General features: G+C 40.9%; 17 protein-coding genes and 2 pseudogenes. 12 read left to right on the top strand and 7 right to left on the bottom strand.

Annotated features, from left to right (window positions below):
- Positions 1–123: 123 nt before the first annotated feature.
- The 7 genes from rsmA to M5U24_RS18395 all read right to left on the bottom strand — a co-directional run bounded on the left by rsmA (position 124) and on the right by M5U24_RS18395 (position 7,588).
- A complete protein-coding gene (gene rsmA / locus M5U24_RS18425) occupies positions 124–1,038 on the bottom strand; it encodes a 16S rRNA (adenine(1518)-N(6)/adenine(1519)-N(6))-dimethyltransferase RsmA (protein ID WP_298203220.1) in 915 nt (304 codons plus the stop codon).
- Between the two features lie 151 nt (positions 1,039–1,189).
- Positions 1,190–2,230 (bottom strand): 4-hydroxythreonine-4-phosphate dehydrogenase PdxA, encoded by a 1,041-nt coding sequence (pdxA, locus tag M5U24_RS18420; protein WP_157820615.1) that lies wholly within the window; start codon positions 2,228–2,230, stop codon positions 1,190–1,192.
- Positions 2,223–2,870 carry a riboflavin synthase gene (locus tag M5U24_RS18415; protein ID WP_099325825.1) on the bottom strand — a complete coding sequence of 216 codons (648 nt, stop codon included), beginning with the start codon at positions 2,868–2,870 and terminating at the stop codon, positions 2,223–2,225. The genes pdxA and M5U24_RS18415 overlap by 8 nt, the downstream gene beginning before the upstream one ends.
- Before the next feature lie 67 nt (positions 2,871–2,937).
- Entirely contained in the window at positions 2,938–3,615 is a 678-nt protein-coding gene (locus M5U24_RS18410; RefSeq protein ID WP_099325824.1) for a phosphatidylserine decarboxylase family protein, read from the bottom strand.
- A 126-nt stretch (positions 3,616–3,741) separates the two neighbouring features.
- Positions 3,742–5,667: an aconitate hydratase gene (locus tag M5U24_RS18405; RefSeq protein WP_298203214.1), complete on the bottom strand. Its 1,926-nt coding sequence runs from the start codon at positions 5,665–5,667 to the stop codon at positions 3,742–3,744.
- 152 nt (positions 5,668–5,819) lie between these two features.
- Complete coding sequence (locus M5U24_RS18400; protein ID WP_099325822.1) at positions 5,820–7,034, bottom strand: NapC/NirT family cytochrome c; 1,215 nt, start codon at positions 7,032–7,034, stop codon at positions 5,820–5,822.
- A 350-nt stretch (positions 7,035–7,384) separates the two neighbouring features.
- On the bottom strand, positions 7,385–7,588 hold the full coding sequence (locus M5U24_RS18395; protein WP_099325821.1) for a putative transposase: 204 nt from the start codon (positions 7,586–7,588) through the stop codon (positions 7,385–7,387).
- 407 nt (positions 7,589–7,995) lie between these two features.
- Between M5U24_RS18395 and M5U24_RS18390 the strand changes: the two genes are divergently transcribed.
- The 12 genes and pseudogenes from M5U24_RS18390 to M5U24_RS18335 all read left to right on the top strand — a co-directional run bounded on the left by M5U24_RS18390 (position 7,996) and on the right by M5U24_RS18335 (position 15,200).
- On the top strand, positions 7,996–8,145 hold the full coding sequence (locus M5U24_RS18390; protein ID WP_164994618.1) for a hypothetical protein: 150 nt from the start codon (positions 7,996–7,998) through the stop codon (positions 8,143–8,145).
- 585 nt (positions 8,146–8,730) lie between these two features.
- The gene (locus M5U24_RS18385; RefSeq protein WP_157820614.1) at positions 8,731–8,889 is read left to right on the top strand and encodes a hypothetical protein; all 159 of its coding nucleotides are present in this window, start codon (positions 8,731–8,733) and stop codon (positions 8,887–8,889) included.
- Positions 8,880–9,416, top strand: a complete 537-nt coding sequence (locus M5U24_RS18380; RefSeq protein ID WP_099325819.1) for an HPP family protein — start codon at positions 8,880–8,882, stop codon at positions 9,414–9,416. The genes M5U24_RS18385 and M5U24_RS18380 overlap by 10 nt, the downstream gene beginning before the upstream one ends.
- A 193-nt stretch (positions 9,417–9,609) precedes the next feature.
- The gene (locus tag M5U24_RS18375) at positions 9,610–9,900 is read left to right on the top strand and encodes a hypothetical protein (protein WP_157820613.1); all 291 of its coding nucleotides are present in this window, start codon (positions 9,610–9,612) and stop codon (positions 9,898–9,900) included.
- Between the two features lie 234 nt (positions 9,901–10,134).
- Complete coding sequence (locus M5U24_RS18370; RefSeq protein WP_099325817.1) at positions 10,135–10,341, top strand: transposase; 207 nt, start codon at positions 10,135–10,137, stop codon at positions 10,339–10,341.
- Positions 10,342–10,638: 297 nt separating this feature from the next.
- Positions 10,639–10,863: a hypothetical protein gene (locus tag M5U24_RS18365; RefSeq protein ID WP_164994617.1), complete on the top strand. Its 225-nt coding sequence runs from the start codon at positions 10,639–10,641 to the stop codon at positions 10,861–10,863.
- A complete protein-coding gene (locus tag M5U24_RS18360) occupies positions 10,829–11,254 on the top strand; it encodes a transposase (protein ID WP_157820612.1) in 426 nt (141 codons plus the stop codon). Before M5U24_RS18365 ends, M5U24_RS18360 begins: the two co-directional genes overlap by 35 nt.
- A gap of 129 nt (positions 11,255–11,383) precedes the next feature.
- Positions 11,384–11,533 (top strand): annotated as a pseudogene (locus M5U24_RS18355) (helix-turn-helix domain-containing protein); the annotation flags it as partial.
- A gap of 190 nt (positions 11,534–11,723) precedes the next feature.
- Positions 11,724–12,026 carry a hypothetical protein gene (locus tag M5U24_RS18350; protein ID WP_197705204.1) on the top strand — a complete coding sequence of 101 codons (303 nt, stop codon included), beginning with the start codon at positions 11,724–11,726 and terminating at the stop codon, positions 12,024–12,026.
- Between the two features lie 678 nt (positions 12,027–12,704).
- Positions 12,705–13,268 carry a reverse transcriptase domain-containing protein gene (locus tag M5U24_RS18345; protein WP_298203209.1) on the top strand — a complete coding sequence of 188 codons (564 nt, stop codon included), beginning with the start codon at positions 12,705–12,707 and terminating at the stop codon, positions 13,266–13,268.
- A gap of 18 nt (positions 13,269–13,286) precedes the next feature.
- Positions 13,287–13,772 (top strand): annotated as a pseudogene (locus tag M5U24_RS18340) (reverse transcriptase domain-containing protein); the annotation flags it as partial.
- A gap of 381 nt (positions 13,773–14,153) precedes the next feature.
- A complete protein-coding gene (locus M5U24_RS18335) occupies positions 14,154–15,200 on the top strand; it encodes a DNA polymerase IV (RefSeq protein WP_099325813.1) in 1,047 nt (348 codons plus the stop codon).
- The last annotated feature ends 77 nt before the right edge of the window (positions 15,201–15,277 follow it).

Here is a 15,277-nt window from a genome sequence, read left to right as displayed (position 1 = left end):
GTTTAGAGGCACTGGGGTTAAGGATTTGTAATACTGCTTAAAGATGTATACTTGCCGAAAAAAGGGACAGGTTTTAAACCTGTCCCTTTTTTCGTACGAGATATTTGTTTTTAGCGACACATTTCAAAAGGTAAGTGTATTAGCGCGGGATATTGCCAGAAAGAGAGACTCTGTTAAATGGATTAATTGTTCCGGATCTAACATTTCTCCCCGAATGTTTTCGTTCAACTGCATGGCAGCAAGTATTCGTTTCAATTCACTTCTTGAAACGCCTGGCAGTTTCAATTTTTCAATACTGTTCAGCAGTGTTTTGCGTCTTGACGTAAATATGGCATAAATGATTTTTATAAAAAATGGATAATCTGTTATTTTGTTTGCATATTTTGCCCGATGAACAGACATTTTTACGATAGAGGAAGATACTTCCGGCCTTGGCCAGAATACTTCCGGTGGCAATGTTTTCATGAGTTCAACTTCCGAAAACAGTTGCGTAATAACAGAGAGGATTCCATATTCCCTGGAGCCTGGAGCAGCTGTCAAACGTTCGGTAATTTCTTTTTGTAACATCAGTACCATAAGGCTGATTGGCAGGTCACTTTCCAAAAGATTAATAATAACAGGGGTGCTGATGTTATAGGGAAGGTTGGAAACTACTTTGAAGGCAGTATGATTATTTGTTGCAAGCCAGCCGGATATCCCCGTAACGATTTCCGCATTGAGTTTGTGTTTGGATTGTAATATGTCGGCATTAATAATAGTAATGTTTTTATAAAATTTGAGAATCTCCGAGGATAAATCGAAGAGCTTGTTGTCGATTTCCACCGTGAATACATGGCACGCCTTTTCCGCCAGATACCTAGTCAAACTTCCTGTTCCCGTTCCAATTTCCAATACCACATCGTCTTTTTGCAAAGAAGCACTATTGGCAATGTAAGAGAGGATATTCTGGTCAATAAGAATGTGCTGCCCGTACTTTTTATTGAGAACGACGCCTTTTCTGGCAAAGAGTTTCCGTAAAAAGTCCGGTGTGTGAGGAATAATAGTATTTTCTTCCAGCGTGGTATCCTCTTATAAAATATTCCTATGGCCCGCAACAATAGGATATGGGTTTATCCGTATAAACATAAATAAAATAATAGTTTGGTAGACGGTGTTTTTTTACTACCTCCTGCCACAACTTATTGAGAAGTTACACCTTTCCTTCACATTTTGCCATCATTATTGCCGTCATTATCGCCTCCCTCATTGAATCAGGATTTGCAATGCCTTTGCCTGCAATATCGTAGGCGGTGCCGTGGTCAGGCGAGGTCCTGATGAACGGAATTCCCAGTGTAATGTTTACTCCTGTTTCAAAGGCATGCAGTTTCAAAGGGATTGCGCCCTGGTCATGATACATGGAGACCACCAAATCGTACTGGCCCTTTAACGCCTTATAAAATACGGTATCTGCGGAAACGGGGCCGTTGCATTCGACGCCTAGTTTCTTTGCCTTTTTTACGGCAGGGACTATAATATTTTTTTCTTCATTTCCAAAAATTCCTTCTTCACCAGCATGGGGATTAACGCCGCAAACGGCTATCCTTGGGTTTCTTGGAGTAAAATATTTTTTCAGATATGTATTGCAGATGGTAATTGTCTCCAGAACGTTTTTAACCGTAATACTCTGCGCAACTTCATGCAGGGCAATATGGGTAGTGACAAAGGCAACCCTTAACGAACCACCAATCATAAGCATCACAACGCGTTTTACTTTCGAGAGGTCACGTAATATTTCCGTATGGCCGGGATATTGATAGCCTGCCATGTGAATAGCTTCTTTACATATCGGCGCTGTAACGAGGGCATTAATTTTTCCCTGTAAGGCAAGGTCGATGCCTTTTTTTATCCATAGGAAAGATAATTCTCCCCCTTCCGCCGTGGGGAGCCTTTTTTTTATAAGATTGAGGTCAAAATGTTCAGAAGATAGCAATGATATTGGGGTGGATACGCGCTCTATATCCGTCTCAAGTGAAACAACGCGGTATCGAAAGGGAATTTTTAAAGATTGCGCCGTACTGTCTAATACAGCCTGATTCCCTATTATTATATAGTTTGCAGCACGTTTTAATGCGGAAGATGCGAGGGAACGTACAATTATTTCCGGTCCAATACCGCAAGGGTCCCCCATGGTAATGCCAATAAGCAGTTTTGGTTTTTTATTTATATACAAGGCATTCATTTTATTAGGCAAAACCTTGTTCTATTAACTTATCCATGGTAAGAACACTCTTTTTCCCTGTAAAATTATTTTCTAAAAGTTTATTTATCCATTTTCCCATCATATCTATTTCAATGTTTACATTGTCTCCCGGTTTTTTATAACCCAACGTGGTTGAAGCAAGTGTGTGGGGAATGATGGCCACGGAGAAAGCGATTTCTTTTACCTCAAAATTTGTTAAACTTATGCCGTCTATTGCCACGGAACCTTTTTCAATCAACATGCCGGTAAATCTCTTATCAGTGGAAAAAGTTATGAGACATTGCTCCGCAATGTGTTTCTTTTCTTTTATCGTGCCAATGCTGTCCACATGCCCAGTTACAAAATGCCCTCCCAGCCGGTCACCAATCCTTAGCGCTCTCTCAATATTTACCATTTCCCGGCTTCGTAAAGACCCTATTGTTGTTTTTTTTAGCGTCTCACCTGAAACGTCAAAACTAACCACATTGCCATGAATTGTTTTTACGGTAAGGCATACACCATTTACGGAAATACTTTCGCCGATTACAAGATTATCGTAAAAACCTCCTAAATCCAAAAACAATTCTGCTCCGTGAGGAGAAGTGGAGAGTTTATTTACCACAACCAGATGTTCTATAATTCCAGTGAACATAACAGCGTCTTATACATAGAAGAATGACAAAAGGTATGAAATAAATTTCGTTAAAAAAGTACGGGTTTTATTCTGCCGCAGAGGCGCCATTCCCGTGCATTTTCCCCAATATTGTTTTCCCGGCGGTTACTTTTCCACCTACCGTTACCATTGGTTCGAACGGAATGGTTTTGGGAACGAATACTTCTACTCGTGAGCCAAACTTTATCATGCCAAAACGCTCGCCTTGCTGCATGACATCGCCGATTTTGCAGGCACATACAATCCGTCTGGCAATCCTGCCGGCAATTTGTTTTACCGCGATGTTCCCTTTCTTTTCTGCCAGCGATAACCCAACCACATTATTTTCGTTACTGCTGAAACATTCGTCATCCCTGGCATCCAGAAATTTACCGGGGGTATGTTTGATAAATTCCACGGTTCCATACGCCGGTATACGATTAACATGAACGTTGGTGACTGACATGAAAATACTTATTTTTATTGAGTCACATTTCAGATAATGTTCCTCAAAAACAGGAACAATGTGTGAGACAACACCATCCGCCGGAGCAATGACAAGTCCCTTGCCTTGCGGTGTGTTTCGTTCAGGATCCCTAAAAAAATTAAGCAGGAACAACATAAAAAACAAGGGAATCGGCACAGCCCAGGGGAAAAGAATAAGGGAAAAATAAATTCCAGCAACACAGGGTATACCAAAAAGCACAAGTTCCCTTATGCCATATTTTGTTAAAGAGATACGCATAGTGTATTTACAATGTATTTGAATGAAAAGATGAGATATTCAGCACAAATATCCTCGCAAAATGGAGATGAATTAATATTTTAACAAGGCAATAAGTTATTGAATTCAATGCACTTTTATATTAGGTTAATTTTTTTGTGCCTGGTAATTTAACAGGCCTCCTGCGAAAAGGATATCAATTTCGCGGGATGATAACAGGTGCGTTACCTTGATTTCTTTATTTTTTGTCCGGTTATGAACAACAAGGATACCGCCAGATTTTAATTGCTTCTTAATATCCACTAATTCTAAACTATCTCCCTGGTCCAGCACGAGGTAATCATTTTCTTCGGTAAAGGTTAATGGCAATATGCCAAAATTAACGAGATTTGACCGGTGAATGCGCGCAAAAGATTTTGCAATAACAGCTTTCACACCCAAATACATCGGGGCAAGCGCTGCATGTTCCCTGCTGGAACCTTGTCCGTAATTTATGCCGCCTACCAAAAAACCGCCGCCTTTTTCTTTTGCCCGTTTTGCAAACTCTTTGTCAACTTTTTCAAACACAAATTCAGAAATAGCGGGAATATTTGATCTCAGGGGCAAGACCTTGGCGCCTGCCGGCATAATGTGGTCGGTGGTGATATTATCCCCTAGTTTCAAAAGGACTTCACCATGCAACGTATCCGGCATGGGTTCTTTTTTAGGCAAAGGTTTAATATTAGGGCCTCTGATTATGGTTACTTGTGCAGGATTTTCAGAAGGAGGGATTATCATGCTGTCGTCTATTAAAAATGTTTTCGGATCTTTAATAATAATGGGCATGTCGTAATCTCTTGGATCGCTAATCACACCTCTTATTGCAGTAATGACCGCGGTTTCCGGACTTACCAGATAGACTTTTGCGTCAAGGGTTCCGCTTCGTCCCTCAAAATTTCTGTTAAATGTCCGGACAGTGACGCCTCCGGAAGGCGGTGCTTGCCCCATTCCGATACATGGTCCGCAAGCAACATCCAATATCCTTGCTCCGGCGGCAATTATATCTGTTAATGCCCCGTTTTTCGATATCATTTCCAGTACCTGCCGTGATCCGGGGGAGATGGTTAGGCTGACGTCCGGATGAACTTTTTTCCCTTTTAACATTGCCGCCGCTACCATTAAATCGTGATAAGATGAATTAGTACAACTGCCTATGCAAACCTGATGTACCATCGTCCCCTGGATCTCTCTCACCTTACAGACGTTATCCGGACTGTGCGGCCGCGCTACCATTGGTTCCAGGGATGAAAGATCAATTTCCACCGTTTCATCATACTGTGCGTTTGCGCTCGCCTTTAAAGGCTGCCAAACATCTTCGCGCCCCTGCATTTTTAAATATTTTTTTGTCTGAGCGTCACTAGGGAAAATTGAGGTAAGGGCGCCAAGCTCCGCGCCCATATTGGTAATAGTTGCACGTTCTGTTACCGTAAGCGTTTTGACTCCCTCTCCGCCATATTCAAAGATTTTCCCGACGCCGCCTTTTACCGTAAGTCTTCTTAATAATTCAAGGATTACATCTTTTGCTGTAACCCAGGGGGACAAGGCCCCGGAGAGTTTTACCAATACAATTTCCGGCATTGAAAAATAAAATGACCCTCCGGCCATTGCAATTGCAACGTCAAGTCCGCCCGCCCCAATAGAAAGCATCCCCAATCCACCGCATGTTGGTGTATGACTATCGGAACCTAACAACGTTCCACCAGGCACAGCGAAACGTTCGAGGTGTACCTGGTGGCAAATACCATTTCCAGGTTTGGAGTAGTATATGCCATATTTGCTTGCAAAGCTTTGCAAAAATAAATGATCATCAAAGTTTTCAAATCCGGCCTGGAGCATATTATGATCGACGTAACTCACCGATAACTTCGTTTTAACTCCCGGCAACCCCATTGCCTCAAATTGTAAATATGCCATCGTGCCTGTTGCATCTTGCGTAAGGGTTTGATCAATAACAATCGCAATCTCGGTTTTCGCCTTTAGTCTGCCGGAAACAAGATGTGAACTTAAAATCTTCTGAACTATATTTTTCCCCATAATTCTGTCCTCCCATACATCTAAAAAAGCGTGTAAAACACTTGCATTTTGTATCTTATATATAAAAGCATGCCGATATAATAAAAAATCCCACCTTTATAAGGGTGGGATTTTTCGTGACTACTTTGAATAAGATTTAACATGTAAACCTATTAATGATTTTCCGGTACTTTTACTAACCCGTGCCCCCCGAAAAGTAGCACATCGATTTCCTGAGGGATTGATATTTTATTGAAATTATGGGATTTATTAGGTCCGTGACATGCTTGGCATTTCACCAGATCGTCAGAGATTAATCCCTGACTACGCATCTTTTGCACCCTTCCAAAAACGGAATTTTCGCTTGAATTTAACTGGGAATGTTCCGGTCCGCCAATATGGCATTTTTCACACGCGTCATAAGCCATCGCTTCGACGGTAGAAAATTTATGGCTTCCGTGACATGCATTGCAACTTCCACCAACCCTGTCGTCTTCATATGTTAAACCCAGCTTATGACACTCTTTGCAACCTTCCATACTAAGCTGCCTTGTAGTAATCACATCATACGTACCACCAAATGCCACCGTACGTCCCTGGAGGTGAGAACTTTCCTGGAACTCTGTAAATTGAGCCATGTGACATTCTCCACAAGCGCTCGCTGACACACGACCGTGTCGCTTTGTGATATATCCATGGTCATCGCCGTGACAGCTAATACAGGTTACCCCTTTTGCAGCATGAGGGCTTCCCGTCCATTGCTTTATGACATCGGGAGTAGCTATCTTATGGCATGCAAAACAATCCGTTTCTTTATATTTGCCATAGGGCTTCACCTTTTTTTCGGCATAAAGCTCGTAAAGGTCTCCTGGCATGTGCGGATGCGCAACGCCTAAATGACAATCGGTACACATTAATTTTTCTAGTTCCCTTCCATCCTTACTGTGCTTGCTACTCTTTGCAACAAACTCGATATGCGTCTTGTCTTTTGTAAAACCTTCCGCGTGGCAACGTTCGCAATTACCATTTATTATCTCTATGCTGTCTTCGGCAACCTCAATGAGTGAACCGTCGGAAAAGGCTTGAAATGAATGCATTAAGGAGTCATGCGTTCCATCGCTTAACTTTGCGTGTGCGTAACCTTTCAGCCCAGGCCCCACATGACATGCGTGACAATGTTCAACATGTTCATTATTATGTTTCGACGCCATAAAAGATTCGTAATGGATATCCATTTCATGGCAGCTTGCACAAAACTCGTTTGTCTCCGAATAGTGGTATACTTTATTTAACGTGACGAAAAAAACAACGAGAACAATTATGGAGAAGAAGCCTACCAGCTTTTTTCTTCGCTTAATAAACTCTATCAACTGCTTCAACCGCGCCATAGATACCTCCTAAATTTTGTTTAATGAAATCTGCTGCTTTTATATAAAACAATTAACATCTAAATTACAATAATATTAATTATTGCGTGGGATTTGCAGCGTGTAAAAAAGACCTATAACCCATAACGATAACCGCTAAGACGATAGATGACAATGTGGAATTTGCGGTGCTTGTTAAAAAGGATGGTGTTTTCACTACAAGTGAACCACCTTAAAATACACAAAAATCTAAGGGATTCTACCACAAAGCATTTTTATGTTCAAGTCATTTTTTAATTAGTCTGAAGGCAGGAATCATATAACAAAAAGACGGTGATTATGATGATTTTAGGTAACTATTCAGCATAATCTCAGAACCCCCGATCTGGTGGAATTTGATTTGATACCAGATTATATACAAGGCGCGGATTTGTGCCTGGGAATAATGTTTCGGAACTATTAAGTACATCGCATAATTGCTGAACATATCTGTTGTTCCCTGGGTTTGTCATGTTATGAATCGTTATCCTTAAGACGCCATTCTTTTCATCCGGCATTATATCTGCATCTGTCATAAAAATATCATGTCCTTATCACCAATCAACTCGATACCTCTGTAAAAACGCTTATCTGGATAAAATCATGGAAACAAAACCTTCTACCTTTAATGAATTCAAAAACAATCAATTCCCCGCTTGAATTCTCATCAACAAACGCTTTATCAAAGAACGAAGAACTCTCACAAGAATATTTTAAAATTAAATCCGCTCGCTTTAATAAAAAAAACGCCGCTTAATTTTTAACAAAATAATATTTAGAAAAGATCTGTTTTCTCGGATCTAATGTAATACGTGTTCATATTCTTCCTTTGAGGGAGCAAAGGGAAGATATTCCGTTTTTAGTGGAGTATTTTTTAGAGAAAATTTTAGAAAAATTTAAAAAGGTTAAAAGAGTGTTCTCCGAAGAGGCGATGTACGCATTTATGAATTACGACTGGCCAGGCAACATCAGGGAACTGCAGAATATGATAGAAATAGCAGTTGCATTGTCTAAAAGCGAGATAATGAATATTGATGAACTTCCGCTTCCAGTTACCGTGGAAGAATTTGTCGCACTTTCCAGAAATCCGTAAGATGATGAGAGAAGGAAAACATTTATTGTTACTACCCTTGCTGAACAGGAAAAAAATGCCATTATTGAGGCCATGAACAAATACGGTGGTAATTCAAACAAAGGTTTCGCAGGTGCCTGGAATATCCACAACGACACTGTGTAGGAAGATTTTAAAATACAGAATCAAATAACAACACTAAATCTCGGACACTATCGGCAAATAATTAATTTCATACTGAAACCACTATTGCATAATGGAATGTTTTCGTGAACCGATAAGACGCAGATTATTAAGAAGATGAAAATATAATCGTTTTAATAAAACGTTGATTAAATACCACTTATGTGAAATATAAATGGTATTTTTCCTCCTCATTACGACATTGGTATATCTTTCGTTATTACAACGAACCAGAAAGTAAAATTTATACCTTGCTTGATTTAATAAGGTTACAAAGCAAAAAGCTGGTTTGTCTTTGTAAATCGCCTCAAGACAAAGATAGTGAAAAACCGATGTGGGTGATAATTCCTCTTCTGTACTTCATAGATTGTTTTTTGTGAATCTTGCGACTGGAGATGAGGAAGAAGTGAAGAGTTTTATCAGATGTTCAAGAAAAGAAAAAACACAGAGGTTAAAAAAGTTATCGATGTTGCACTTGAGGTAAAAAACGATTTTGTAGCAGATAAAGAGAGTTTTTCTGCTTGTTTAATAAGAGGTTTTAAAAGGGCTTATACAGAGGAGGGGATAAAAAAATGCTGGTAATGAATGGAATAAATAAATTTTGTGTGTATGTAAAAAAGTTACCCAGAGCGCCGCAACCCGTGCTCACCACAAGAGAGACGTGGCTTTCTCTCTGGGGAACGATTCTTGGGATAGGGGTAACGGCGATACTGGCCTTTACATGGAATTGTCCGATGTTATTAGGGTCTTTAGGATCTACCGCACCATTGCTTTATTGTGCGTATAAGTCGCCCCTGGCACAGCCAAGGAATGTTCTGATGGGGCATTTTCTTGGCGCAAGTATCGGGGTGATTATCTATGATTTATTTGGCGTGACGTGGTGGTCGCTTGCGCTTGGCGTTGCCCTTGCTGTTGTTCTTATGTTTGTGACGTACTCGGTACACCCCCCGGCAGGCGCAACGGCATATGTAGCTATTCAATCGGGGGGGTTGGGTGTCGGGTATCTTTTTATCCTGAATCCCACCGTTCTGGGAGTGTTTACCATGGTGGTGATAGCGGTTATCTTTAATAAGGCGATGAAGAGAGATTATCCGGCACATTGGTGGTGAAGGATGTATGATAAGCATAGGAGATGTCTGATATTTCATGAACATGGATGTCCAATTTCGTTAAATTACGGAGAGAAAATGTATCTCTCGATTAAAAATCGGCTCATTTTCTTACTCATTGTATTTCCGTAATTACCGTTTGTTCTGCAAAGGATTGTGACCTATCCAGGGATGTAGTCGGATATTCAGGCATGTGTTAATTAGAAACCTCGACGACATTGGGCATAAGCAGTCAGAACTGGTCACAACCTGGATTAGCGAAAGGATGAAGAATACCCATGTGGTTGCAAACAATCCGTTGATGGCTAAATGTGCAAAGAGTACAAGAAGAGACAAGGACTATGCAGATGTCGACCAACATCTTAAAGTAGTAAAAAGTGAGTATGTTTTAAAGAGTGTGCTTGTTCGTAATGATAAGGGAAAGGATTTGAGTATTTTCATAACAAACATATGGTTGCTGAGTTTATCAAAGCATCGTTATTAAATAAATTTCTTGAACATTTTGCATCGTGTTTTACTAAAAAACAATTTGCAATGTTTCTCCTTGTCGCCTACGTAATGTTTAAAGACTATAAAATAAATTCACTGGAGGGCCATGGCACAAGACGTTCATACGGATTACCAGAAATTTCAATACTTCTTTTCTGAATCCAAATGGGATTTACCCGCATTAAAGCAGAAAAGAATGGACATTATCTAAAAACAAAGAACCAAGGCATTGACAAAAGACAGCATCCTTACCATAGATGATACTGGGTGTCCAAAGCCCTATGCTAAAAACACAGAAGCCGCCAAATGGCAATATTGCGGTTCGCTTAAAAGGCCGGAAAACCGCAATGTTGTTGTTGGCGCCGCATTTGTCTCAAAAATAAAACATTTTCCTCTGGATGTTATCCCCTACCTTCCTGCCGACGAGTTCGGGTAAGGAAAAAATGACCCCAAATTTAAAGACAAAATACAAATAGCAATGGATATTTGATACTGCTTCGAACGTCTTTGATTTTTCAGCCATTGCCTTCGATTCATGGTATGCATCTCAACGGTATCTCGAACATATTCACGCAAAAAAGAAATACTTTTTTTCAGAAATAAAAGCAAACAATCATCATGTTGCATTAGCAACACCCAGAAACAATGAAAATGGTTTTATAACCAGATCGTGTTGTAGTATATGTACTTAAGCTATTTTTTGTAGTCTTACTTTCGAGACAGAAATATCTTCATGTACCATCCGGAAAAACAAAAACATTGTCGTGTCAAACCCGATGAGCTCGTGACCCTCATCAAAAAACATTATGCCGACAAAATCAGGCATGTTACTTTAAAATTCTCGGATGGAAGCGAAGTTTCCGATAAAACCTACACGTTTGACGCCGAACTGAATGGTTGCAATGAATGTCCATTTGAAGTTTATGATAATTTTGGGAAAATGGAACAGGGAAGATGACAAAAAACATCATATCCTTATCACCAACCAACTCGATGCCTCTATGAAAACGGTTATCACAAACTATCTGTTGCGTTGGAGCATTGAACACTGTTTCAAGGAATTGAAGGATACTTTTTATTTTGATCATTCTCAGGTAAGGCACATTAACAAGATTGAGCGGTATTGGAATATTTGTCTGATCTCATGGACGTTCGTTTATTGGATAAAACAAAATGCTTATTTGGATAAAATCATGGAAACAAAACCTTCTACCTTTAATGAATTCAAAAAAGCAATCAATTCCCTGCTTGAATTCTCATCAACAAACGCTTTATCAAAGAACGAAAAACTCTCACAAGAATATTTTAAAATTAAATCCGCTCGATTTAAGAAAAAAATCGCTGCTTAATTTTTAACAAAATACTGTTAAAAGAGTTTTTTAAACGTATATACTCAAACGGATTGAAAATTCAAAGTTGATATCTCCTTTATTATGTTAAACCACCGACCTATAAAAACAACCCTAACCGAAGATCAGATGCAAAAGCCAGAAGAACAGCACAAAATCTAAAAAGGCAGTAGAATATATGATCGGATAAAGGCTGTATTATTGACTAGCGAAGGCTGGACCCTAAAGCAAATAGCACAGGCATTACGCATACATGAAACAACGGTATGGGAGCACTTAAATGCGAGAGCGTAATGACAAAATAATTTGAAATGCTAAACGAGCGTATTTTTCGTATTTCGTGCTTCGCATTGTTGGATGTTTTGGATTTGTTTTGGATTTCACGATTAAATATTTTGTTTAAAAATGCAAAGAAATTGCTGATAAGGTACGAAAGCGTTGCCATAAGGGTTTCCATGAGTATTTTCAGGTGAAACCCTCACAAGTCAATGGCTCACAAAGAACCATTATGCATATCGACATGGATGCCTTCTTTGCCTCCGTTGAGCAGCAGATAAACCCATCCTTGCGGGGAAAACCCATTGCGGTGGTCGGTTCCAATGAAAGAACGGTCGTTACCACGTCTTCTTATGAAGCACGGGAATACGGCGTCAAAACGGGTATGACTAAATATGAGGCGAAGCGGCTGTGTCCTCATATTATATTGGTGGAAGGTAATACCGGCCGCTATACAGATACCTGTCGCAGGCTTGTAGAGATATGTGTGCCTTGAAGTATGGAATACCTGAGTGGTTGAAAATACCACCTCTGCGAGCCTAATCCTCGTAGAGAAGTTTGTGCCTATGCGCACACAATGGAGCAATCCGTATGCGTAGAAAGATAGCATATACCCGTGAGGGGTATGACGGAGTTACGAGGTACAGACGACCTTTTGGGGTGTATGAGTGTGGCGTGTTATTCCGTGCCAACTGCCATTTCTCAGCGAAGCACTGACAATGTCCTTTGTTGGAGATGGATAAACAGATTAAGTAAAACCATCTCTGGTTAATGCGTTTGAACATACATCACGAAGGGAAAAGGGGTAATCCATATGACCGGGGGAGGACTTACGCCTTGGGCAAAATTCCCTAACAGCAAGGTATAAGGAAATTCCGAAGTCCGAGCTGTATGAGATGGTGATAGACAAGCTTCTCTCACAAGTCTATCTTTGAAGTCGTCAGCATTGCTCATAATAGTTTCCGGTGTGAATCGGAAATGAAAGGGGCATAACCGTAGTGGAATTGATGAAAGTGGTAGATTGAATACGTTCAATGAGAAAAGAAACTCTTTTGCGTAGGTAAGCAGTAACAAGAGCCTCTCTTGTTTTGCCTATGTTTGGGAGAATCCGTACCCAGGAAACACGATTGACAAATCTATTATCCGTAATCAATCGAAAGGAATATATCGAGAGATGCTTAAGTATCATTCATTAAGAGACAAGGTGTTTAGTCTGAAAAACCTTTATGCTGCTTTCAAACACGTAAAGAAGAATAAAGGCAAAGCTGGTCTTGACAGGGTAAGTATTAAGCAATTTGAGTCCAATCTTGATGTGAATATCATGAGTATCCATCAGGAACTCAAGACTGCCATATACAACCCTGCGCCTGTCCTGCGGGTATACATCCCCAAAGGCAGGCATGACAAGAGACCTCTTGGCATTCCCATTGTTAAGGACAGGATTGTACAGCAGGCATTCAGGCAAATCATAGAGCCAATATTTGAGAAAGGATTCTCAGATAACAGCTTTGGATTTCGCCCTGACAGATGCTGTCACGATGCTATCAAACGGCTTGAACAGTATAAGCAGGAAGGGTATACCAGCGTCCTTGATGCCGATATAATGGCATTCTATGACACCATACCCCATTATTATGGACCCTTTCGTGAGAAAATCGCTGATGGATGTTTGGGTGGGTCCGAGACAAAGGCACTCCGCAAGGAGGCGTCATTTCCCCTTTGCTTGCAAACCTTATAAGCAGAAGGGTATACCAGCGTCCTTGATGCCGATATAATGGCATTCTATGACACCATACCCCATAAGCTTATTATGGACTCCTTACGTGAGAAAATCGCTGATGGATGGGTTTTGAACAGTATTGAGAACATGCTCAAAGCAGGGGTCATGGAGGACGGCATCGTGCACGAGACAAACAAAGGCACTCCGCAAGGAGGCGTCATTTCCCCTTTGCTTGCAAACCTTATCGGTGACATCATCGACAAGGAACTTGAAAAGGCTGGATATAAGTTTGTCCGATACGCCGATGATTTCGTTGTCATGACTAAAACAAAAGATGAACTCCCAGCCGCCCTCAGCTATGTCAAAGAAATCATTGCAGGGAAACTTGGAATGAAGCTGAGCGAGGATAAAACCAAGCTCACCAACTTCGAAAGAGGTTTCAGGTTTCTCGGATACGATTTCAAGGGCAAGTATAAGGGTATAAGCACGAAATCACTGAACAAACTCAAGAGCCTGTCCTGAGCCTGCCGAAGGAACAACATCAGAGACATCACCAGACGTACACAGGGCGTCAATCTGCAAGCCATTGTTGATACATTAAACCCTGTAATTCGTGGGCATGTCAACTATTTTCGGCTGGGCAATGTACAAAAGGTATATCGCTCATTAGACTGTTGGGTACGCATGAGACTGAGATGTTTCAAGTTCTCAAGAAAATGGAGAACAGACAACAAGCGTTTCCCTGTTCACCGATTCTTTAAAATGGGGTTACTCTCATTCGAAAGAGAATTTCTTAAGGCGTGTGCTAAAGCATGATGTTTGACTTTTCTCTGTTATAGAGCAACACTTCGGGGTCGCTGACTACGAGAAAGACGTATGGTTTAAAAAGGATGCTTTGTCACGTTGTCCAAAGTATCTGGCGACGAGTGGGGGTTGGAGGCTAATGGCCTCCAGCCTACCAGCTATTCGCGCTACACCCCCGCTATTGAAGTATATTCTGTCGACGAGGTATTCCTTGATATTGCCGGTTCTATTCCTCTTTTTAATAGCATAGAGCATATTGCAAAGAAAATAAAACAGGATATCCACAAACACCTTGGAAGATTGACCTGCTCCATCGGCATTGCCCCAAACAAACTCCTGGCAAAACTTGGCAGCGATATGAAAAAACCCGACGGACTTTTTATTATAGAGGAAAAAGACATCCGTTCATTGCTGGAAAACTTGCCGGTACAGGAACTCTGGGGAATCGGTCCAAAACTGGCAAAACACCTGGCCGCTATTGGAATCACCACATGCGGAGAACTCGGGCGGGCACAGGTAACGCAGTTAAAACACACATTCGGCATTATCGGCGAACGCTTGGTACTTATAGCGCAGGGGATTGATGATAGTCCCGTAATACCGTCAGAAAAAGAATCTGACGCAAAATCGGTAGGCCACAGCATGACCCTTGAAAAAGACATCCTCGATAAGGAAACCATTGAAAGAATGATTCTTCAATTGTCAGAAATGGTTGGCCGGAGAATGCGTAAAGGGGGGTATTCCGGCAGAACGGTAACCCTCACCATCCGCTATTCGGATTTCAGCACCCTTACCAAAAGTAAAACCATTGGAACGCCAATAAATGACGGATTAAATATTTATCTCGTTGCCTGTGATATATTGAATGCTACCAGACCTTGCCATCCGATACGGTTACTAGGAGTATGCTTAAGCAACCTGCACAAGGATTATACACAAATACCCCTTTTCCCGGCAGAAAGGACAAAGCAAAAAGTTGTGCGTGTTATGGACGAGATAAACAACCGTTATGGGGAATTCAGTATCACATCTGGCACGCTGATGAATCGTTACCACCATAAAGGCGTCATTTCTCCGGCATGGAGGCCAAAAGGTATTAAATGCATCAATTTTGCCAATCAGGTGAGGAAAAAGAAACCGTCATAACATATCATATTTTGTGCTTCATGCTTATTCGGTAAACATGCAAATCTCTCTGGAAGCACAAAGAGCCGGGACGTGGT

The organism is Candidatus Kuenenia sp. (assembly GCF_027493735.1).
Lineage (GTDB): Bacteria > Planctomycetota > Brocadiia > Brocadiales > Brocadiaceae > Kuenenia > Kuenenia stuttgartiensis_A.
Note: the sequence above shows the minus strand (reverse complement) of the source record. Positions and strands in the feature narration are given on the sequence as shown.

Excerpts from the sequence above, each read along its gene's own strand:
- M5U24_RS18415 (WP_099325825.1), bottom strand. The coding sequence starts at position 2,870 with ATGTTCACTGGAATTATAGAACATCTGGTTGTGGTAAATAAACTCTCC.
- M5U24_RS18410 (WP_099325824.1), bottom strand. The coding sequence starts at position 3,615 with ATGCGTATCTCTTTAACAAAATATGGCATAAGGGAACTTGTGCTTTTT.
- M5U24_RS18405 (WP_298203214.1), bottom strand. The coding sequence starts at position 5,667 with ATGGGGAAAAATATAGTTCAGAAGATTTTAAGTTCACATCTTGTTTCC.
- M5U24_RS18400 (WP_099325822.1), bottom strand. The coding sequence starts at position 7,034 with ATGGCGCGGTTGAAGCAGTTGATAGAGTTTATTAAGCGAAGAAAAAAG.
- M5U24_RS18395 (WP_099325821.1), bottom strand. The coding sequence starts at position 7,588 with ATGACAGATGCAGATATAATGCCGGATGAAAAGAATGGCGTCTTAAGG.
- M5U24_RS18390 (WP_164994618.1), top strand. The coding sequence starts at position 7,996 with ATGAATTACGACTGGCCAGGCAACATCAGGGAACTGCAGAATATGATA.
- M5U24_RS18385 (WP_157820614.1), top strand. The coding sequence starts at position 8,731 with ATGTTCAAGAAAAGAAAAAACACAGAGGTTAAAAAAGTTATCGATGTT.
- M5U24_RS18380 (WP_099325819.1), top strand. The coding sequence starts at position 8,880 with ATGCTGGTAATGAATGGAATAAATAAATTTTGTGTGTATGTAAAAAAG.
- M5U24_RS18365 (WP_164994617.1), top strand. The coding sequence starts at position 10,639 with ATGTACCATCCGGAAAAACAAAAACATTGTCGTGTCAAACCCGATGAG.
- M5U24_RS18360 (WP_157820612.1), top strand. The coding sequence starts at position 10,829 with ATGATAATTTTGGGAAAATGGAACAGGGAAGATGACAAAAAACATCAT.
- M5U24_RS18345 (WP_298203209.1), top strand. The coding sequence starts at position 12,705 with ATGCTTAAGTATCATTCATTAAGAGACAAGGTGTTTAGTCTGAAAAAC.